This is a genomic window from Rhodococcus cercidiphylli, from assembly GCF_033042225.1.
Classification (GTDB): Bacteria; Actinomycetota; Actinomycetes; order Mycobacteriales; family Mycobacteriaceae; genus Rhodococcoides.
On sequence record NZ_JAWLKE010000006.1, the window covers coordinates 16023 to 35733 of the forward strand.

Sequence of the window (19711 nt, forward strand, 5' to 3'; positions counted from 1 at the left end):
CCCTATTCGTCGGTGCGCAGTTCGTCGACCAAGGTGAACAGTCGTCCCAGGTAGTCGCTGTGAAAGACCTCGGTCGCACGGATCTTGGCGTCTCCGTCGAGGCCGAATTGAAGGTTGACGAGCTCGACCCCGATTGCGACGCGTCGAGCATCGAGTTGTTCGAGTTCGGCGGCGAGAGCGTCGACCTTGGCAACAGGCGACAGTTCTTCAGTCATCCCAGAATCGTAGGTCAGCCGACGGCTGCGAGGAATTCGCTGTAGAACAATCCGAGTCCCAGCGCCGACGCGATGGCCGCGAACAGCCACAGTCGGATGATGACCGTCGTCTCGGCCCAGCCGGCCAGTTCGAAGTGGTGGTGGATCGGGGCCATTCGGAACGGCCGCTTGCCGGTGCTCTTGAACGACGCGACCTGGATGACGACGGAGGCACTCTCGGCGACGAACAGCGCTCCGAAGACGAGGGCGATCAGTTCGGTCTTGCTCACGATCGACAGGCCGGCGAGGAGTCCGCCGAGGGCGAGTGAGCCGGTGTCGCCCATGAAGATCTTGGCCGGAGCCGCGTTCCACCAGAGGAATCCGATGCAGGCACCCGCGGCCGCAGCGCAGACGACGGCGAGGTCGAGCGGATCGCGTACCTCATAGCACCCAGCGACCGAATTGGTCGCGCAGGACTGCCGGTACTGCCAGAACGTCATCACCGTGTACGCGCCGAGAACGAGCGTCATCGACCCCGCCGCCAAACCGTCGAGCCCGTCGGTGAGATTGACCGCGTTGGACCACGCGACGACGAGGAAGACACAGAACAGGACGAAGACGATCGGGGCCATGGTGAAGAACGTGGATTGGCGTACCAGCGACAGCTCGACGTTGCCCGGAGTCAGCCCGTTCCCATTGCGGAACTGCAGCGCCAGTACCGCGAAGATCACCGCTGCACTGATCTGCCCGACGTACTTGCCGGTCGCCTTGAGTCCGAGGCTTCGTTTCATGCGGAGCTTGATGTAGTCGTCGAGGAATCCGACGACGCCGAGTGCCGTCGCGAGACCGAGAATCAACAGCGCCGACGCCGAGGGCCCGTCACCGCCCATTGCGACGAGGTGCGAGCCCAGGTAACCGGCCCACAAACCGACGATGATAGCGACGCCGCCCATCGTCGGCGTTCCGCGCTTGGCGTGGTGACTTGCCGGACCTTCGACGCGGATCTCCTGGCCGAAGCCCTGCCGGGTGAACAGTGCGATGAGAAATGGAGTCAACAGAATCGAGACCGCCAACGCGATTCCACCGGCGACGAGAATGTTGATCATGCGTTGAAGCCCACTCTTCCTCTGTGCTGCTGTTCCCCACCACGATGCTTATCGGGCACCGCGAATACTGTGCCAAACGAATCGGCAAAAGTCGCATTGCGTGACGAAGGCGTTACTCACCGTTGGTATGCGCTCGGCGGCATTCCGACCAATTCGGTGAACTCCCGAGTGAAGTGAGCCTGGTCGAACCACCCGTACCGCGCGGCCAAGTCTGCCAGCGGACCCGAGTAGCCGTTGTCGAGCTCGCTGAGGGCGTCGTGAATCCGATACCGCCCGAGTACCCACTTGGGCGTCGCGCCGACATAACGCTCGAACAGCCGCTGCAGTCGACGAGTGCCGACGCCACACCGCTGTTCCACCTGCGCGACGCGAATCAGCGCCCGATCTCCGAGCATGGTCGCAATGACGTCCAAGACCACCTCGTACTCCGGCTCGACGTCACGGGCGTAGGGCGTGAGAACCGCGTCGACGACGGTTCGGCAGTGGTCGGCATCGAAATGCCCATCCAGCTCGGCCAGTGCAGCGACGGTCTCGGACCGGAACGGGGTCGGTGGCGCTACCGGGACGTCGCGCAGGGTTTTCGCCACGGTTCCGGTGAAACTCGCGTAGCCGCCGGGCCGGAACTTGACGCCGAAGACCCACCCGGACTCGGCGAGGACGACGTCGAAGCGGCGCGTGAGGACCCCGGTCACGACCACCGGCTCGACAACGCCCTCGCGGGTCCGACCGTGTTCGACGCTCAACGTGCAGGCCGGGTGCGGGAGCGTCGAGCTGTGATGCGTTGTGCCGGGCGGCAGTTCCCACCGCAGCTGCCAGTAGTTCTCGACCCACGGTTCCAACGACTCCGAACACGGTAGCCGTACGAGGTCGACATGCTGCGCCAGCTGATCGGGCCGCAGGACGCCGGACCGGGTGGCTGTCGCGTTTTTCCTATCCGGCACGCGCGTCAGTGTAGGAGTCTGGTCCGACACGAGAAGGAGGAACACCATGACCGAGACACCCCTGGCCACGCTGAAGATGGTCACCCTGGACTGCACCGACCCTCGGGCCAGCGCGTCATTCTGGTCGTCGCTTCTGGGCTGGAACGTCGTGCATGCGGAGCAGGAGTACGCGATGCTGCAGGGCCCGAGCAGTGCGCTCGGATTCGGCCGCGTCGACGATTATCGACCGCCGCCGTGGCCGAATGCGAACGGCAGCAAGCAGTTTCATTTCGATCTTGCTGTCGACGATCTAAACGCCGCGGCGACGGCTGCCGTGGAATTGGGCGCGACGCTGCCCGAGAACCAGCCCGGTGAGACCTGGCGCGTACTCCTGGACCCGGCCGGGCATCCGTTCTGTCTGACGAATGCCGCGAACTGGGGCTGACGGACTACTCTTTGCGTTGTGAAACCGCGCCTGGCAGGAATCGAAATCATCGTTGCCGACATGGCGTCGGCGCTGGCGTTCTACCGCGTTCTCGGGCTGAATATTCCGGCCGAGGCCGACGGTGAGCAGCACGTGGAAGTCGACCTCGGCGGAGTTCGCCTGCTGTTCGATCTACCGTCGACCATCACCTCGTTCGATCCGACGTGGATGCCGCCAAGCGGGGGCCATCGCGTAGCGCTCGCGTTCGACTGTGGGACGCCCGACGGGGTGGACGCGGCGTGGGCTGCGGTGACGAAAGCCGGGTACACCGGTCATCTGCAGCCGTGGGATGCGTTCTGGGGACAGCGTTATGCCGTCGTACACGATCCCGACGGCACCACCGTCGATCTGTACGCGAACGTCTGAGGCGTCAGTTCTCGGCTTCGCCGGTCGGCCCGCCGGCCAGTTCGACAGCGACGTCGAGATGACCGAGATGGCGGGCGTATTCCTGGAGTACGTGGAAGCAGATCCAGATCAGCGTCGGCTGCTCGTCGCTGAATCGCCCACCGAGAGTGGCCAGTTCGTCCATTCGGTGTGAGTTCAGTATCTCGTCGGTGAGGCGGGCACCGTCGTCGAGCCTGCTCAGCAGTGCTTCGGCGTCCACATCTTCCGGTACGTGCCAGGAGCCGTCCTTCGCGTCTCCCCAGGGCGCGTCGACTGCGCGGCCGAGAAATCCCCAGACGAACCACCGCTGCTCCATGTGCACCAGATGGGTCAGCATCTGCAGCGGAGTCCACTCGGATGGAACGGCCGTGCTGGTCAGTGCATCGTCGCTCAGCGAAGTGATGCGTCGAACGAGCTCCCTGCGATAGAACGCCAGGTACTCGCGAAACAACTCGGCGGGATCGGAAAGGGCGGAGTTCGGCTCGGGAAACGTCGTCAGCTTCGCCATGGTCTCAGTCGTTTCTGCGCTGCTCGCGGGCGATGCGGCGCTGCTCCTCGGCCCGGGCGCGGCAACGGCGGAGGAATTCCTCGTCGCTCTCCTGCGATTGGGCAACGGCGCGTCCGGGTTTGGCGTCGTACTCGGGGTAGGCCGACGAGGTGCGTGGTGCGCCGCTGCCACCCCAGATGCCGCCGTTCTCGGGCCGGCCGACGACGAGCCACGCGATCGATCCGGCGAGCGGCAGAACGATGACGAGCAGCAGCCACACCATTTTCGGAAGGTGGCGGATGCCGGAATCGTCGGCGGTGATGACATCGATCAAGCAGAAGATGGACAGCAGCATGATCAGCAGGCCGAGGTACGGCACGGGAAATCCTCCAGGTTTGTCAGACCGCGCGGTCGGTCTTTCGCGACTATCAGATCACTCGTTGTACTGCGGATCAAGTATCCAGGTTCAGCCGAGCACCAGCAGTGCTGCGAGGGTCAGCATCATGATGCCGATGCCGAGGTCGAGTACTCGCCACGCCGACGGCCTCGCGAACAATGGACTGAGCACCCGCGATCCGTAGCCGAGCGCGGTGAACCACAGCACGCTGCCCAGCATCGCGCCGGCGGCGAACCACCATCGCAGTTCACCGGGCTGACGGTTTCCGATGGACCCCAGGAACACCACGGTGTCGAGGTAGACGTGAGGATTGAGCCAGGTCAGAGCCAGGCACGTGGCCACGGCGGCGATCAGCGAACCGCCTCCGTGCGCATCCGCGGTCATGGTGGACGGCGTCCGAGCACGGTTCAGTGCCATCAGGCCGTAGACGAGCAGAAACAGTGCACCGAGGACGGTCACGACGCGCAGAGCGACAGGAAACCGGTCGACGAGAATGCCGATTCCTGCCACCCCGGCCAGGATCAGAACCGCATCGGACAGTGCGCACACTGCCACCACCGGCAGTACATGGGCGCGCTGCAGGCCCTTACGCAGCACGAACGCGTTCTGCGCTCCGATGGCGACGATGAGGGAGAGTCCGACGCCCAATCCGGTGAGGGTCGATTGTGCGGCGGCGAGCGAGGTCATGACGGCAACGCTAGAAGCCGGTCATGATTAGGTCCAGCGAATGTATTTCAGTAATGATCAGCGTAGCTTCATATTATGGAGATCGAGCAGCTCAGAGCCTTGCGGGCCGTGGTCGACGGTGGAACGTTCGAGGCCGCTGCTCGCGCGCTGTACGTGACCCCGTCGGCGGTGAGTCAGCGCATCAAGTCGCTGGAGCAATCGCTCGGTCGGACTCTGGTTCAACGCAGCAAGCCGGTGGTGGCAACCCAGTCGGGTGTCGCGGTGCTTCGTCTGGCGCGTCAGATCGACACTCTCACCGAGCAGACTCGGGCAGAACTGAGTGACGACGGCGTCGCTGCGCCCATTTCGCTTGCCGTCAATGCGGATTCGTTGGCGACCTGGGTGCTGCCCGCGCTCGCACCACTGGCGCGCAACACCACCTTCGATCTGCATCGGCAGGACCAGGACCGGACCGCGCAGTTGCTGCACGACGGGATCGTCTCCGCTGCAATAACCTCCGTGGCCGATCCGGTTCGTGGCTGCACCGTTCGACGCCTCGGTGCGATGCGCTACCGGCCGTCGGCCACGCCGGAGTTCATCGATCGGTGGTTCGCTGCTGGAGTGACGGCGGAGGCTTTGCGCTGTGCTCCGGTGGTCGTCTTCGATGCAGACGACCGATTGCAGGACAATTACTTACAGCGCTTCGGTGTCGACCCACACGAGCCGCCGCGTCACCTGGTGCCGGCTTCTTCCGACTATGCGCGAGCTGTCGACCTCGGCTTCGGCTGGGGCATGATCCCTGATCTGCAGGCCCGTGACTCGCTGAAGTGCTTCGACGACAACGGGATCGACGACGTGCTGCTGTACTGGCAGCAGTGGTCGCTGTCGTCTGTCGCACTTCAGCGAGCGGCCGACGCCGTGGCAGCTGGCGCCGTGCGAATGCTGCTGTAGCTCGAGCCGGACATCCCTCCCGAGCGCTAGAGCATGCTCAGCACTCGGTCGATGGACTCGACTGCCTGGGTCAGTTCGGCTTCGGTGATGGTCAGTGCAGGGCGGAATCGCACTGCCGCATCGCCGCAGCCGAGCGCCAGCACATGTTCCTCGGTACGCAACAGCTCGATCACTCGGTCGCGGGTGGAGGCGTCGGGCAGGGAGAAGGCGCACATCAGACCTCGTCCACGTACTTCGGATACCACTGTGTGTCGAGTTGCCAAGTCCTGCAACATTGTCAGCAGTACGGCTCCGAGCTCACCGGCACGAGGGATGAGCTTCTCGGATTCGACCACTTCCAGGATTCGACGCGACCGCACCATGTCGGTGAGGTTCCCACCCCACGTCGAGTTGATGCGGGAGCTGACAGCGAAGACGTTGTCGTCGATGTCGTCGACGCGACCGCCGGCCATGACGCCGCAGACCTGAACCTTCTTGCCGAAGGCGACGACATCCGGCACGACGTCGAGCTGCTGGAATGCCCACGCGGTACCGGTCATTCCGGCTCCGGTCTGTACTTCGTCCATCACGAACAGTGCATCGAACTCGTGGCAGAGTTCCCGTAGCTTCTGCAGGAATCGGGGCCGGAAGTGGTGATCACCGCCCTCGCCCTGGATGGGTTCGATGATGGCGCAGGCGATGTCGTGCGGGTTGGCCTCGAAGGCCAACCGAGCCGCCGCCAACGATGCGTCCTCGAGTTCGTCCATGTTCGCGCCGGATCGGATGAACGGGGACGGGATTCGCGGCCAGTCGAACTTCGGGAAGCGCGCGACCTTGTTGGGGTCGGTGTTGGTCAGCGACATCGTGTAGCCCGAGCGTCCGTGGAACGCATGCTCGAAGTGCATCACCTGAGAGCCCAAGGACGCGTCCAGACCATGACTTTCGTTCCATCGCGATTTCCAGTCGAATGCGACCTTCAACGCGTTCTCCACGGCCAGGGCGCCGCCTTCGACGAAGAACAGGTGCGGCAGTCGATCGTCACCCAGGACCCGAGCGAACGTGTCGACGAATCGAGCCATGGGGACGGTGTAGATGTCGGAGTTGCTGGGCTTGTTCATCGCCGCCTGCATCAGATCGGCCCGGAAGTCCGGGTCGTCGATCAGCGCCGGATGGTTCATGCCCAGCGCGTTGGACGCGAAGAACGTGAACAGGTCCAGGTAGCGGGTGCCGTCCCTGGCGTCGACCAGCGTGGATCCGGTCGACGCATCGAGGTCGAGCACCAACTCGAAGCCGTCGGCCAGTAGGTGTTCACCGATCACGTCGCGGACGTTGGCGGCGTCGATGGTCACTCCGGTGCGCTGTAATACTTGCGTCATAAGGACGAAGATACGCGTTAATAATCCGTAAGCAAGTCCATATAACAGGAAAATATACGGTTCGAGCCTCGATCGGTAGGCTCATCTCCGACGGTTCGGTTCTCTCCACGGAAGGTGTACGCGCATGTCTGCATCCATCACCCACGACGAGTTGAGTGTGCGCACTCGCGCGATCCTCGACCGGCTGGGTGCCACGATCGCGCTCGACGCCCCCGCGGGACCGGACGCGATCATCGCGCGCTCGCCCATCACCGGCGGAAACCTGGCGTCGCTGGCGTGTGCTTCGGCGGCCGATGTCGAGACCGTCGTCGCCGATGCGCGCACCGCCTTCGTGTCGTGGTCGCAGGTGCCTGCCCCCGTGCGTGGTCAGGTGATCCGGGAACTGGGCGAACTGCTGCGCGTTCACAAGGAGGATCTGGGCGCGCTGGTGTCCATCGAGGCCGGGAAGATCGTCTCCGAGGGGCTCGGTGAGGTGCAGGAGATGATCGACATCTGCGATTTCGCCGTCGGACTCTCCCGTCAGCTGTACGGCAACACGATCGCCACCGAACGGCCCGGGCATCGCATGATGGAGCAGTGGCATCCGCTCGGTGTCGTCGGCGTCATCACCGCGTTCAATTTCCCTGTTGCGGTGTGGAGTTGGAATACCGCTCTCGCCCTCGTCGCGGGAGACACGGTCATCTGGAAGCCTTCGGAGAAGACTCCGCTGACGGCCGTCGGTGTGCAGGCGCTGTTCGAGCGTGCCGCCGCCGCAGCCGGAGTGGATCCCAAGATCGCGCAACTGCTGATCGGTGACCGCGCGTCCGGCGAAGCGCTGGTGGACGATTCGCGGGTTGCGTTGGTCTCGGCAACCGGTTCGACGCGGATGGGCCGTGCTGTCGCGCCCCGTGTCGCCGAGCGATTCGGCCGGGTGTTGCTCGAGCTCGGCGGAAACAATGCAGCGATCGTGACGCCGTCGGCCGATCTGGATCTGACGACGCGTGGACTGGTGTTCTCGGCCGCCGGGACAGCAGGTCAACGGTGCACCTCACTCCGACGCGTCATCGTGCATTCCTCGGTCGCGGACGAGTTGGTCCGCAGGCTGGTAGCGGCATACGAGACGCTGTCGATCGGATCTCCCTTGGCCACAGACACTCTGGTGGGTCCGCTGATCGATGCCACCGCATTCGCCGGTTACCAGAAGGCTCTCGAGGCGGCGGTGTCCGACGGCGGAACGGTCGTGGTCGGTGGCGAGCGAGTGAACGTGGTCGACGAGTACTCGTTCTATGTTCAGCCCGCGATCGTGACGATGCCCGCGCAGACCGACATCGTCAAGCACGAGACGTTCGCGCCCATCATGTACGTGTTGACGTACGACACCCTCGACGAGGCCATCGCATTGCACAACGATGTGCCTCAGGGCCTTTCGTCGTCGATCTTCACCACCGATCTGCGCGAGGCGGAGCGCTTCCTGTCCGCCGCGGGCTCGGACTGCGGCATCGCCAACGTCAACATCGGACCCTCCGGCGCAGAGATCGGCGGCGCCTTCGGCGGCGAGAAGGAAACCGGTGGCGGTCGCGAATCCGGTTCGGACGCATGGAAGGCCTACATGCGTCGGGCTACGAACACGGTCAACTACTCCAACGAACTGCCCCTGGCGCAGGGAGTGAAATTCGGCTGACGGCATGATCGGCAGTATGAAAGTACTGTCGATGATCCTCGCCGGCTTCGTCGTCGGCTATGCGATCAGTGATATCCGACCGCTCGACTCCCTGCTGAGCAGCACGGCCGAATTCGGTTCACCGGCAACGATCGTCAACGGACTGACCGTCCTCGCGCTGACCGCCTGCCTGGTGAGCGTCGTGCTCGCGCGTTCGAGCGCACGGGGCGTGCTCATCATGGCGATCGGAGCAGTACTCGTCGTCGTGTTCCGGACAGTCGGGATGGTGACCGGAATGTTCGGAGACTGGGCCGGGGCTGTGGGAGCAGGCGCACTGCTCGGCGCGTCCGCCGTACTGGCGGGGCGACATCGCGGTGCGCAGGCATCGCTGGCCGTCGCCGCCGTCGGAGCCGGTCTCCTCGGTAAAGCGCTCGATGCCCTGCTGCAAGCCGACGACGGTCCGGTGTTCGTGTGGGATGTCGTCGGTGCCGGGGACGACGTGAGCCCGCAGCGGGCGATCGTCATGGTGATCGTGGCCTCGGCCGCGGCGATCGCACTGTTCCTGGCGTACCGCCACGAGGAGCTACAGCCGTACGAGACCCAGCGAATCTTGCTCGTCGGGATCCCGTTACCCGTCGCCGCGGGAGTCCTGACTTGGATTGCCACCGGTCACGACCCTCGAAGTGTCGAATGGCTCGGTGCTCTCGCCGGTATGACGGCCGTGGCACTCGTGGCGTCGTTCCTACTGCCCGGGCGGAACGGACGGCTGCTGCTGGTGCTGTTCGCGTCATCGTCGGCCGGGATCGGCTCGTTCGGCTTCGCTGCCGGTGACAGTGCGCAGCTTGCTCTGAGTGTGGGTCTGTTGGTCGTCGGAGGGGGCCTCGGCTACCGCTGGCCGCAGCTGTACATCGGACTGGGCGGGCTGTTCGTCATCGCCGTTGCGGGCGTGATCGAGGGCTATGCCGAGGTGTCGACGGGATCGGAGTTCGCACTGCCGTTGGTCGCCGCGTACGTGGTGGTGTCGGCCCTCGCGACGTCGCCGGGCTCTCTCGCGGTCTCGCTGCCTGTGCTGTTCACCATGACTCTGCCGGTGGTGGTGTACTCCGCGAGTTATCAGCCGGGCCTGTCTTCGGACGTCGCTGTCGCCACGCGCACAAGCGAGCCCGACTACCTGGCATTGTCCGTGGCCGGGCTCGTGGTCGTTGCTGTGGTGACGGTTGCCTGCGCGGTGCTGATGCGCCGACCCATCCACAATCCGGCGGTTCGGTAGCTGCCGACGGCGGCGATTCCCGCGACGGCACCCTTGTCCGTAGCGTGCATCTCATGTCCGATCACAGCCGGAACACAGATCTGCCCGACGACGTCTCCGACGTGACTTTGGGTTTCTGCGTCGCCGTCGCGATGTTTCTGCCGTCGTATTTCGGCGCGACGCTCATCACCGACGCGTTGCTGGGCCGGGCAGGTCTGCCGCTGTCCCCGCTGCTGTGGCTGGTCGTGGCGGTACCTCTGGCGATTGTCATGGTGCGTGTGGAAGACCGGGTCCAGAGTCGTTCTGATTGGGACCGACTCGAGGGGTTCTGGTACTCCGGCGGCGTCGGTGCACTGACTCTGCCGCCGCTGGGGCTGGCGCTGCTCGCACCGCTTCCGACGTTGACCGGTCTCGACCGGGGCGGTCCGTCGATGGTGGTGTTCGCAGCAGTGGCGCTTCTGATCGTGGGCATCGTGGTCCGAGGGAAGCTGCGCGGCACGGCCTGAGTCACGGGCACTTGGATGTGAGAACAGACGAGCCCGCCCACCGAATGAAACAGGTGGACGGGCTCGTGAGCGTTCTGCACGCACTGGACTACGGCGCAGGTACAGCCTCGGTGGTCGTGGGAACCACGGTCTCGGGTGCTGTCTCGACAGCGGTTTCGGTCGCGGTGACGCAGACCGGCGGTGCGCCCTCGGCGGGTGTCTCGCCCTCGACTGCGACCGTGCACTCGGGGGTCGTTGCCGTCTCGGTGGCGGGGGCCGGAGCCGGTGCCGGACTTTCAGCGGCCGGAGCCGGCGCAGCCGGAGCTGCCGGGGTCACGACCGGGCTGGTGGTGACAGGTGCGGTAGTCGTGGCCTTGGGGGTTGCCGTTGCCGAGGTGGTCACCGGTGCCACGATGGTTTCGACCGCTGCTCGTCCGGCCTTCTCCTGGACCTCTTTGGTCTTCACCGGCTCGCCGCGGTTGGCTTCCTCGGCGAGTTCGGTCAGCCATGCCGCGGCGTACTGCACCGAGGTCAGCGGCTTGCCGTTGGCGGCATCGGCGTCGCGCCAGTAATCGAAGTGGTGTCCCGTGCCGGGTCCCAAGGTCAGGCCGTACGGATCGTTCATGATGACCGGAACGGTGTTCTGGTTGGACGAGATGAATCCGGTGATCTCGCGGAAGATCTTCTGCGGCAGGTACACGAGGTCGATCATCTGACCGGTTTCGATCGGTTCCTGCTCGCCGTCGACCTTGGCCGAGACGGGAGTCGTGACCGTGCCGGGCTTGTAGCCGGGCTCGGACACCTTGATCAGCACGTCGAGGAATGTCTCGTCGCTCTGCATCCAGTTGGGCTGCGAGGCGATGTCGTTGAAGGCGTTGACTGCGATGCGTCCCAGGGCCAGTGCAAGATCTGCACCGGTGGCGGGGGTGAGCTGCTCGTTCTGCAGTGCGTCGGCATTGACCTGACGACCGACGTTGGCGGCCAGATGAATCAGTGACGTGTTCTCCGGCAGTGCGCAGGTGAGGTCGCCGTCGGAGCAGAAGGACGCCACTCGGCCGTCGAGCGCTCCGAATCCGCCGGACGTGCCGGGCAGTGCGCCCTGTCCGGGAACTGCGGTGTTGCCGTTTTGGTACTTGGTGTCGAAGCCGTCCGGGTTGCCGAACGGGTTCTCGGCACCGGGGAACGGTCCGTCTCCCGACACGCGGCCGGCGTCGGCGAAGATGACGACACCGACGACCTGGTTGGGATCGACAATTCCGTACGTGCCGTCGGCCGAAACGACCTGGTTGCCGACCTCCATCGCGGTGCGGCGGGCAACGTCTGCGCCCTCGCTGTAGCCGACGATGGCGAATCGGGTGTCGGGGCAGGACGCCGAGATCGTCCGCATGATGGTCTGCGAGTTGGTGACGCCGGTCTGCACGGCGTTCTCGTAGCTCGCCAGGTCTGCCGGGTACTCGACGTACACCGCGGCGTAGGAGTCGGGAACCACGTTGCCGTTGTTGGGGGCTCGCACGGCCTGGTCGATCCAGTCGCTGGAGTAGTCGCCGGACATCGCTGCGGGGAGCCGCTCACCCTCGGGGGTGGTGAGCCACTTGACGCCCTCGCGCGGGGTGTCACCGCGGCCGCCGATCGCGATGCTCACCATGTCGTAGCACGTGGCCGTCGACACCAGTTCGATGGATGCTTCGGTGGTCGTGGAGGGAGTCGACCACGGTGCGGCCACAACTACTCCGGCACCGAGGGCTCCGATCGCGAACGCGCTCAACGCAACGCGCGCACGCTTCGACTTGCCAACATTCATGTTTTCGATCCCCATCATGTCCGCCCGAACTGATCCCGACTGCAGTTGCCAGTGGGTTACCCGGCATTTCGTCCTCGGGATGGTTCGCGTTACAAAGTGGATGATTTACCGTCGTGCGCATGACAATTCACCCTCGAATTACATCGACGGAATTCGACCTGTCCGACGGGTCGACGTGCGTTGTGCGTGAAGCGGTGGCGTCGGATCTGGAATCGATCGTGGCATTGCTGGTCGACGATCCGCTGGGTGTCTCGCGGGAATCCGCAGATGAAATGGATCGATATCGCGCAGCGTTCGAGGACATCTCCTCGGACCCGCGAAACCTGCAGGTCGTCGTGGTGCACGGTGACGCGGTGGTGGCAACGCTGCAACTGACCTTCATTCCCGGGCTCGCGCGCGGAGGCGCACTGCGGGCACAGATCGAAGCAGTTCGGGTAGGCGCGCAGTGGCGCAGCCGTGGACTCGGCGGTGCGCTGATCAGGTGGGCGATCGACGAGGCCGAGCGCTGGGGAAGCGCTCTGGTGCAGCTGACCTCCGACGCCAGTCGAACGGACGCTCATCGCTTCTACACCCGACTCGGCTTCGTCGACTCCCACGTCGGTTACAAGATGACCCTCGGAACTACCACTTGGATACCCTGGGGGGGTAGGGTAGTGCTGTGAACTCAGGACGGCAGGAACTCGACGCACCCACCAAGCTCGTCGGCTTCGTCGTCGGGATCGCGTTCCTGTTCCTGGCGGCGCTGTTCGTCGGGGACAAGATCGGACCCGACGCCCAGGCGACCGCAGCTGCGTCACACACCGGTCACGACGCGCACGACGAGCCGGCTGCGGCCGCGATGCCTGCCGGGCTCCAGGCCACCCAGGACGGCTACACACTCGAGCTCGAGCGATCCGTCGTCGAGTCCGGACCGGAAGTACCGGTCACCTTCACGATCAGCGAACCGGATGGGTCTGCGCTGACCGACTACGACGTCATGCACACCGAGGAACTGCACCTCATCGTCGTTCGGCGCGATCTGACGGATTTTCAACACGTACATCCGACGCGTGACGCGTCGGGCACATGGTCGACGGCTCTCGATCTCACCCGGCCCGGGCCTTACCGTCTGTTCGCCGACTTCACCCCGGCCGGCGGCGAGAACATCACCTTGGGAGCGGAGCTGACCGTTCCCGGCGACTATCGACCGCAGCCCCTGAGTACGCAGCCCCTGAGTACGCGGCCCCCGAGTACACCGAATGTGACATCGAGGGTCGACGGTTACACCGTGACGCTCGCCGGTGCAGTGACTGCGGGCGAGGACTCGACCGTCTCTCTGACTATCGATCAGAACGGACGCGAGGTCACCGACCTGGAGCCGTACCTCGGTGCCTACGGACATCTGGTGGCTCTCCGCGCCGATGACCTCGCCTACCTGCACGTCCACCCCGAGGACGAGCCGCCGGGGCCGACGGTCGACTTCACCGTCGACGCGCCGACCGCGGGAACATATGCGCTCTATCTGGACTTCCAGCACCAGGGCGTCGTCCACACAGCCGAATTCACCATCGAGGCACAGGAGGGTGGGGCATGAGCCAGGAAACGGAACTTCTCCTCGGCGGTATGACGTGCGCGTCGTGCGCCAACCGCATCGAACGCAAGCTCAACAAACTCGACGGGGTATCGGCGACGGTCAACTACGCCACCGAGAAGGCCCGCGTCACCAGTGACGGCGTGGCCACCGAGGACCTGATCGCAGCCGTCGAAGCTGCCGGCTACACCGCATCGTTGCCGGCTGCCGAACCCGCGGACGAACCCCCGACCGATCCGCTGAAGCAGCGATTGATCGTCTCGGCAGTGCTCAGCGTGCCGGTGATCGCAATGGCGATGATTCCGGCGTTGCAGTTCACCAACTGGCAGTGGCTCTCGCTCACGCTGGCCGCCCCCGTCGTCGTCTGGGGAGCCTGGCCCTTCCACCGCGCCGCCTGGACCAATCTGCGGCACGGCACCTCGACAATGGACACCCTCGTCAGCATGGGAACCCTTGCGGCCCTCGGATGGTCGCTGTACGCGCTGTTCTTCGGCACCGCAGGCACGCCCGGCATGACGCATCCGTTCGAGTTCACGATCGCTCGAACGGACGGGGCGAGCAACATCTACCTCGAGGCCGCGGCGGGCGTGACCACCTTCATCCTGGCCGGACGATGGTTCGAGAGCCGATCCAAGCGTCAGGCCGGGGCGGCATTGCGCGCCCTGATGGACCTCGGTGCCAAGACCGTTGCTGTATTGAAAGACAGTAAGGAACAGCAGATTCCGATCGAGCAGTTGGCCGTCGGCGATCTGTTCGTCGTTCGCCCGGGTGAGAAGATCGCCACCGACGGAACCGTCGAGAACGGTTCCTCGGCCGTCGATCGGTCGATGCTGACCGGTGAATCCGTGCCGGAGGAAGTCGGCGTCGGCGACGCGGTGGTCGGTGCAACGGTGAACGTCGGCGGCCGAATCACGGTGCGAGCGAGCAGAGTCGGTGCCGATACCCAGTTGGCGCAGATGGCGAAAGCAGTCGAGGACGCGCAGACCGGTAAGGCGCAGGCGCAGCGTTTGGCCGATCGTATCTCGGGCATCTTCGTGCCGATCGTCATTGCGATCTCGGTCGCGACGCTCGGATTCTGGCTCGGTGCAGGCAATTCCGCGGCGAGCGCGTTCACCGCTGCGGTCGCGGTGCTCATCATCGCGTGCCCGTGCGCGCTCGGCCTGGCCACACCCACCGCACTGATGGTCGGCACCGGACGGGCCGCGCAACTCGGAATTCTGATCAAGGGACCCGAGATCCTCGAATCCACCCGTCGCGTCGATACCGTCGTGCTGGACAAGACCGGAACCGTGACCACCGGTGAGATGACTCTGCAGTCGGTGCACGTGGCGGACGGCGAGGACGAGGACGTGGTCCGTGCCGTGGCGGCGGCGTTGGAAGCGGGTTCGGAGCACCCCATCGCCCGAGCCATCGCGAGTGCGACCCCATCGATGACCGTCGAGGAATTCACGAGCCTCGAGGGCCTCGGGGTGCAGGGTGTCGTGGACGGCCGCGCCGCAGTGATCGGCCGTCGCTCGCTGCTGGCCGACTGGTCGATGCCCCTGCCGGCGGAACTGGCGTACGCCTTCGAGACCGCCGAGAATCAGGGACGCACCGCCGTCGCGCTCGGCTGGGACGGGAGGGCTCGCGGAGTGCTTGTGATCTCCGACTCGGTCAAGCCGACCTCGAAGCAGGCCGTCGCGGAACTGCGCGCACTCGGCCTGACTCCGGTCATGCTGACCGGCGACAACGAGGCCGCCGCCCGCACGATCGCCGCCGAGGTGGGAATCGATCAGGTCATCGCCGGCGTCCTGCCGACGGGCAAGGTCGATGCCGTCCGAGAACTGCAGGCGTCGGGCAAGGTCGTGGCGATGGTCGGCGACGGTATCAACGACGCGGCCGCGTTGGCCACGGCCGATCTGGGACTTGCGATGGGTACCGGCACCGACGTGGCGATCGAGGCCAGCGACCTGACGCTCGTGCGCGGTGACCTGCGGGCCGTCGGTGATGCCATTCGGCTCTCCCGACGCACGCTGAGCACCATCAAGGGCAACCTGTTCTGGGCGTTCGCCTACAACGTCGCTGCAATTCCGCTGGCCGCTGCGGGCCTGCTCAACCCCATGCTCGCCGGTGCCGCGATGGCGTTGTCCTCGGTGTTCGTGGTGAGCAACAGTCTCCGATTGCGCAGGTTCCGCTCCGCGATGTGACTCGTTGGTAGCAGCGAACGGCGCGCTAGTACAGGATGGAGACATGTCCGACGCACACGATGTCCCCATTCGCGACGAATCGATCAGATTGGGTCAGTTCCTCAAGCTCGCCAATCTCATCGAATCCGGTGCCGAGGCCAAGGGCGTCATCGCCGACGGTTTGGTGAGCGTCAACGGGGACGTGGATGTGCGGCGCGGACGGCAGTTGCAGCACGGTGATGTCGTATCGGTCCAGGGTGGGCCCTCGGCCCGCGTGAGCAAGGAAGAGGCACTGTGAAGGTCGGAAAGAGCGGACTGCCGCGAAACGAAGTTCCCGGGGCATTCGACGTCGGCGCGAAGGCGTACGACCGACTTGTCGGAGCGAACCCCGGTTACCACGAGCACCTGCTCAAGTCGGCCAAGCGGCTGCGGATCCCCGATCTCGGTGCCGGCCTGCGCTTGCTCGACATCGGTTGCGGTACCGGTGCATCAACTGCCGCGTTGCTCGAAGCCGCCCCCCACGCCGAGATCGTCGCCGCCGACGCATCCGCCGAAATGCTCGAGGTCGCTCGGAGCAAGGACTGGCCGTCGAACGTGACATTCGTGCACTCACGCGTCGAGGATCTGGCGGTGAACGGGGTCGACGGTCCGTTCGACGCGATCCTGGCTGCATACCTCATCCGGAATGTCGACGAACCCGACACCGAGCTGAAATCGCTTCTGGCGCTGCTGCGTCCGGGCTCGACCATCGCGTTCCACGAGTACTCGGTACACGATTCGCTCCGCGCCAGGATCTCCTGGAACGTGGTGAGCTGGGGCATCATCATTCCGCTCGGCTGGCTCGCGACACGCGACGCCACCCTGTACCGACACCTGTGGCGCAGCGTCGTGACCTTCGACGGCGCGTCGGCCTTCATGCGGCGGATGCAGCGTGCGGGCTACACCGGCGTCGCAAGAGAAACGATGACCGGTTGGCAGAACGGTGTGGTGCACACGTTCCTCGGCTCTCGTCCCAGGGAGGAAGAGCGTTGACCGACTCCAAGAAGGTCACCCATGCTGCCGCGCAGGGATATTCGGATGCCGGTCAGCTGGCTGACGTCCCGCACGTGGTGGTGGTCGGCGGCGGTATCGCAGGCCTGAGCGCCGCGACAGCGCTGGCCGAGCGTGGTGTGAAGGTGCACCTGGTCGAGCGTGAGAGCTACCTCGGCGGCCGCGTCGGCGGGTGGGACACGACGCTGGAGGACGGATCCCCCGCGACCATGAGCCGCGGCTTCCATGCGTTCTTCCGGCAGTACTACAACCTGCGAAACCTGTTGCGCCGCACCGATCCAGGGTTGTCTCGGTTGCGTCCGGTCGACGACTACCCGCTGATCGACGGCGACGGCCGGATCGACGGCTTCAAAGGGTTGCCCGACACTCCGCCACTCAACGCATTCGCGTTCGTCAAGCGCAGTCCGACGTTCCGGTGGAAGGATCTCACCGACCTCAACGGCATCGCTGCCCTGCCGCTGATGACGGTGAGTGTGCCCAAGACCTTCGACGAGTTGGACACCACTCCGGCCGCAGAGTTTCTGCGCAACATCAACTTTCCCGAGGCCGCGCGGCACCTGGCGTTCGGCGTGTTCTCCCGCAGCTTCTTCGCCGATCCCGAGAAGATGTCTGCTGCCGAGCTGGCGATGATGTTCCACATCTACTTCCTCGGCTCCTCCGAGGGCCTGATCTTCGACGTTCCCCGTGACCCGTATCCACAGGCGCTGTGGGACCCGCTGGGGGAGTATCTCACCGGTCTCGGAGTCGACATCAGAACCTCCACACCGTGCGGTGAGATCACCCGTGGCGGCCTGCGGAAGTTCCGCGTCGACGCGGGCGGCATCATCGACGCCGACGCGGTGGTTCTCGCCACCGACATCGCCGGATTGCAGCGTGTGCTCGAGCAGTCATCCGAGCTCGGGACGCCCGATTGGCGCAAACAGGTTGCAGCGCTGCAGAACACACCGCCGTTCCTGGTGCACCGCGTGTGGTTGAGCAAGGCCGTCAACGCGGACCGTCCCGCCTTCATCGGCACCGGAGGCATGCCCCCGATCGACAACATCAGCGTGCTCGAACGCTTCGAGGACGAGGCCGCGCAGTGGGCTGCCCGCACCGGCGGCTCCGTCGTCGAACTGCACGCCTACGCCGCCGAGGAATCCGAGGAGGTCACACGGGCGCAGTTGATGGATCGGATGTATCAGATCTATCCGGAAACCGCTGATGCGGAGGTGATCGCCGAGCGTTCCGAGTGGCGCGACGATTGCCCGATGTTCGGCCTCGGCGCGTTTGCCGAGCGTCCGACCGTCCGCACTCCGGAACCTGCTCTGGTACTTGCGGGCGACGGCATTCGTATCGATCTGCCGGTGGCGCTGATGGAACGCGCGGCCACTACCGGACTGCAGGCCGCGAACACACTGTTGGCGAGCTGGGGTATCACCGGACACGACATCGAAACAGTGCCGACCAGTGGACGATTCAAGATGTTCGACGCCATCGAGAGACTCATGAACAGGTGACTTCGGGCATGCGGATCGAGGTCGACGATCTGTCGCGTCCGGAGGTACACGCGCTACTCAGCGAGCATCTCGAGGACATGCACGCCACCTCGCCTGCCGAGAGTGTGCACGCCCTCGATCTGTCGGGTCTGCGCGGACCTGGCGTCACCGTCTGGACCGCCTGGGAGGCGGACGCACTGCTGGGAATTGTTGCGCTGAAGAAGCTTTCACCTGATCATGCTGAGCTGAAGTCGATGCGGACCACCGGCGCGGCGCGGGGACAGAGTGTGGCATCGCGGCTGCTCGGCTTCGTATTGGACCAGGCTCGAGAGCGGGGCTACGTCAGGGTGAGCCTGGAGACGGGAACTCAGGACTACTTCGCCGCCGCCCGCAGATTGTATGTGCGACACGGATTCGTCGAGTGTCCGCCGTTCGCGGACTACGTGGTGGATCCGTCGAGTGCGTTCTTTTCGTTGCCCCTGTAGACGTTCCGATGAGAAGGGCCGGCACCGAGTGTTCGGTGCCGGCCCTTCTCGTCAGGCTGCGTGCTGGGTGTGCGGGTAGAGATCGTCGTCGAGAGGAACGGCTCGACACTGATCGAGTGCATCCGCCGTCGAGCATTCCCTCATGCTCGTCTCCACGCCCACTACCGTGCGCCACCAGCGCTCACGGTCGGTCGATTCCGTCCACACCACCGCCTCGGACTGCATAGTGCATCACCCCAATGGTTTTCGTGATCTGTTCGCCGGAGTGTTTGGGATGCCCGTGTGTTCTGGGATCAGGTCGACTCGTGTGCGATGGACTTCTGTTCGGCTGAAATGTCGCCGTGTGCGATGTCGACCTTGCGCGGCTTCGCGCGTTCTGCGAGGGGAATCGTGATCGACAGAACGCCGTTGTCGTACGACGCGGAGATGCGCTCGGTGTCCACGCCGTCGCCCAGCGATACCTGGCGACGGAACGTGCCGGCGAATCGCTCCGAGGTGATCCACTGCACGCCAGTGCTTTCCGGAGCGGATCGGTGAGCGGTGAGCGTCAACGTACCGCGATCGACGTCGACATCGATCGATCCGGGGTCGATGCCGGGCAGATCGGCACTGAGCACGTAGTGGTCGTCGACTTTGTAGAGGTCCATCGGCATGAATCGCGGGGCGCGGTCCGAACCGGAAGAGGCACCCAGCATGGCCGAGGTGAGAGAATCGACATCACGGAACGGATCGAAACGAAGCACAGCAACCACCTCCTGTACCCAGATGCGCTCACCCCTGTGGCGAGTCGCTCCTCAACTGTGCAGAACAGAAATTAGCACTCTCACCCGTGGAGTGCCAAGAGGGAT

General features: G+C 64.9%; 23 protein-coding genes. 13 read left to right on the plus strand and 10 right to left on the minus strand.

Annotation, left to right across the window (positions count from 1 at the left end; genetic code table 11):
• Nucleotides 1-2: 2 nt before the first annotated feature.
• The 3 genes from R3P95_RS15870 to R3P95_RS15880 form a co-directional block, all read right to left on the minus strand.
• On the minus strand, nt 3-215 hold the full coding sequence (locus R3P95_RS15870; protein WP_068045421.1) for an oxidoreductase: 213 nt from the start codon (nt 213-215) through the stop codon (nt 3-5).
• Nucleotides 216-229: 14 nt separating this feature from the next.
• Nucleotides 230-1300 (minus strand): phospho-N-acetylmuramoyl-pentapeptide-transferase, encoded by a 1071-nt coding sequence (mraY, locus tag R3P95_RS15875; protein WP_317548800.1) that lies wholly within the window; start codon nt 1298-1300, stop codon nt 230-232.
• 116 nt (nt 1301-1416) lie between these two features.
• Nucleotides 1417-2241, minus strand: a complete 825-nt coding sequence (locus R3P95_RS15880) for a helix-turn-helix transcriptional regulator (protein WP_317548801.1) — start codon at nt 2239-2241, stop codon at nt 1417-1419.
• Between the two features lie 46 nt (nt 2242-2287).
• On the opposite strand from R3P95_RS15880, the gene R3P95_RS15885 reads away from it, so the two are divergent.
• Nucleotides 2288-2665 (plus strand): VOC family protein, encoded by a 378-nt coding sequence (locus R3P95_RS15885; protein ID WP_317548802.1) that lies wholly within the window; start codon nt 2288-2290, stop codon nt 2663-2665.
• Between the two features lie 18 nt (nt 2666-2683).
• The gene (locus tag R3P95_RS15890) at nt 2684-3070 is read left to right on the plus strand and encodes a VOC family protein (RefSeq protein WP_317548804.1); all 387 of its coding nucleotides are present in this window, start codon (nt 2684-2686) and stop codon (nt 3068-3070) included.
• A gap of 4 nt (nt 3071-3074) precedes the next feature.
• Here R3P95_RS15890 and R3P95_RS15895 read toward each other — a convergent pair whose 3' ends face one another.
• From R3P95_RS15895 to R3P95_RS15905, 3 genes are all read right to left on the minus strand, one after another.
• Entirely contained in the window at nt 3075-3596 is a 522-nt protein-coding gene (locus R3P95_RS15895; protein WP_317548805.1) for a mycothiol transferase, read from the minus strand.
• Between the two features lie 4 nt (nt 3597-3600).
• A complete protein-coding gene (locus R3P95_RS15900) occupies nt 3601-3954 on the minus strand; it encodes a PLD nuclease N-terminal domain-containing protein (RefSeq protein WP_149407626.1) in 354 nt (117 codons plus the stop codon).
• 87 nt (nt 3955-4041) lie between these two features.
• Nucleotides 4042-4659 carry a LysE/ArgO family amino acid transporter gene (locus R3P95_RS15905; protein WP_149407627.1) on the minus strand — a complete coding sequence of 206 codons (618 nt, stop codon included), beginning with the start codon at nt 4657-4659 and terminating at the stop codon, nt 4042-4044.
• Nucleotides 4660-4734: 75 nt separating this feature from the next.
• On the opposite strand from R3P95_RS15905, the gene R3P95_RS15910 reads away from it, so the two are divergent.
• The gene (locus R3P95_RS15910) at nt 4735-5589 is read left to right on the plus strand and encodes a LysR family transcriptional regulator ArgP (protein WP_317548807.1); all 855 of its coding nucleotides are present in this window, start codon (nt 4735-4737) and stop codon (nt 5587-5589) included.
• Between the two features lie 26 nt (nt 5590-5615).
• Here the strand turns inward: R3P95_RS15910 and lat are convergent, their stop codons facing one another.
• Nucleotides 5616-6944 carry an L-lysine 6-transaminase gene (gene lat / locus R3P95_RS15915; protein ID WP_269595817.1) on the minus strand — a complete coding sequence of 443 codons (1329 nt, stop codon included), beginning with the start codon at nt 6942-6944 and terminating at the stop codon, nt 5616-5618.
• Between the two features lie 124 nt (nt 6945-7068).
• Here lat and amaB point away from each other — a divergent pair, with 124 nt between their 5' ends.
• Genes amaB through R3P95_RS15930 form a run of 3 tightly spaced genes read left to right on the plus strand, consistent with a single transcriptional unit; the run spans nt 7069 to nt 10338 of the window.
• Nucleotides 7069-8604 (plus strand): L-piperidine-6-carboxylate dehydrogenase, encoded by a 1536-nt coding sequence (amaB, locus tag R3P95_RS15920; RefSeq protein WP_149407630.1) that lies wholly within the window; start codon nt 7069-7071, stop codon nt 8602-8604.
• A gap of 16 nt (nt 8605-8620) precedes the next feature.
• A complete protein-coding gene (locus tag R3P95_RS15925) occupies nt 8621-9853 on the plus strand; it encodes a hypothetical protein (protein ID WP_149407631.1) in 1233 nt (410 codons plus the stop codon).
• A gap of 53 nt (nt 9854-9906) precedes the next feature.
• Nucleotides 9907-10338, plus strand: a complete 432-nt coding sequence (locus R3P95_RS15930; protein ID WP_317548808.1) for a hypothetical protein — start codon at nt 9907-9909, stop codon at nt 10336-10338.
• Between the two features lie 88 nt (nt 10339-10426).
• Here R3P95_RS15930 and R3P95_RS15935 read toward each other — a convergent pair whose 3' ends face one another.
• Entirely contained in the window at nt 10427-12133 is a 1707-nt protein-coding gene (locus tag R3P95_RS15935) for a cutinase family protein (protein ID WP_176460256.1), read from the minus strand.
• A gap of 104 nt (nt 12134-12237) precedes the next feature.
• Here R3P95_RS15935 and R3P95_RS15940 point away from each other — a divergent pair, with 104 nt between their 5' ends.
• From R3P95_RS15940 to R3P95_RS15970, 7 genes are read left to right on the plus strand one after another with little or no spacing between them, the layout of a single operon-like run.
• Nucleotides 12238-12780: a GNAT family N-acetyltransferase gene (locus R3P95_RS15940; RefSeq protein WP_317548809.1), complete on the plus strand. Its 543-nt coding sequence runs from the start codon at nt 12238-12240 to the stop codon at nt 12778-12780.
• Nucleotides 12777-13691 (plus strand): hypothetical protein, encoded by a 915-nt coding sequence (locus R3P95_RS15945; RefSeq protein ID WP_317548810.1) that lies wholly within the window; start codon nt 12777-12779, stop codon nt 13689-13691. The genes R3P95_RS15940 and R3P95_RS15945 overlap by 4 nt, the downstream gene beginning before the upstream one ends.
• Nucleotides 13688-15874 carry a heavy metal translocating P-type ATPase gene (locus R3P95_RS15950; RefSeq protein ID WP_317548811.1) on the plus strand — a complete coding sequence of 729 codons (2187 nt, stop codon included), beginning with the start codon at nt 13688-13690 and terminating at the stop codon, nt 15872-15874. The genes R3P95_RS15945 and R3P95_RS15950 overlap by 4 nt, the downstream gene beginning before the upstream one ends.
• A gap of 43 nt (nt 15875-15917) precedes the next feature.
• On the plus strand, nt 15918-16151 hold the full coding sequence (locus R3P95_RS15955) for an RNA-binding S4 domain-containing protein (RefSeq protein WP_032397061.1): 234 nt from the start codon (nt 15918-15920) through the stop codon (nt 16149-16151).
• Nucleotides 16148-16885: a class I SAM-dependent methyltransferase gene (locus R3P95_RS15960; protein WP_094638467.1), complete on the plus strand. Its 738-nt coding sequence runs from the start codon at nt 16148-16150 to the stop codon at nt 16883-16885. Before R3P95_RS15955 ends, R3P95_RS15960 begins: the two co-directional genes overlap by 4 nt.
• Nucleotides 16882-18399 (plus strand): NAD(P)/FAD-dependent oxidoreductase, encoded by a 1518-nt coding sequence (locus R3P95_RS15965; RefSeq protein ID WP_149407635.1) that lies wholly within the window; start codon nt 16882-16884, stop codon nt 18397-18399. Before R3P95_RS15960 ends, R3P95_RS15965 begins: the two co-directional genes overlap by 4 nt.
• An 8-nt stretch (nt 18400-18407) precedes the next feature.
• Nucleotides 18408-18863: a GNAT family N-acetyltransferase gene (locus tag R3P95_RS15970; protein WP_317548812.1), complete on the plus strand. Its 456-nt coding sequence runs from the start codon at nt 18408-18410 to the stop codon at nt 18861-18863.
• A gap of 51 nt (nt 18864-18914) precedes the next feature.
• On the opposite strand, the gene R3P95_RS15975 is transcribed toward R3P95_RS15970, so the two are convergent.
• Nucleotides 18915-19088, minus strand: coding sequence for a hypothetical protein (locus R3P95_RS15975; RefSeq protein ID WP_317548813.1), 174 nt, complete (start codon nt 19086-19088; stop codon nt 18915-18917).
• Between the two features lie 68 nt (nt 19089-19156).
• Complete coding sequence (locus R3P95_RS15980) at nt 19157-19606, minus strand: Hsp20/alpha crystallin family protein (protein WP_317548814.1); 450 nt, start codon at nt 19604-19606, stop codon at nt 19157-19159.
• Between the last annotated feature and the right edge of the window lie 105 nt (nt 19607-19711).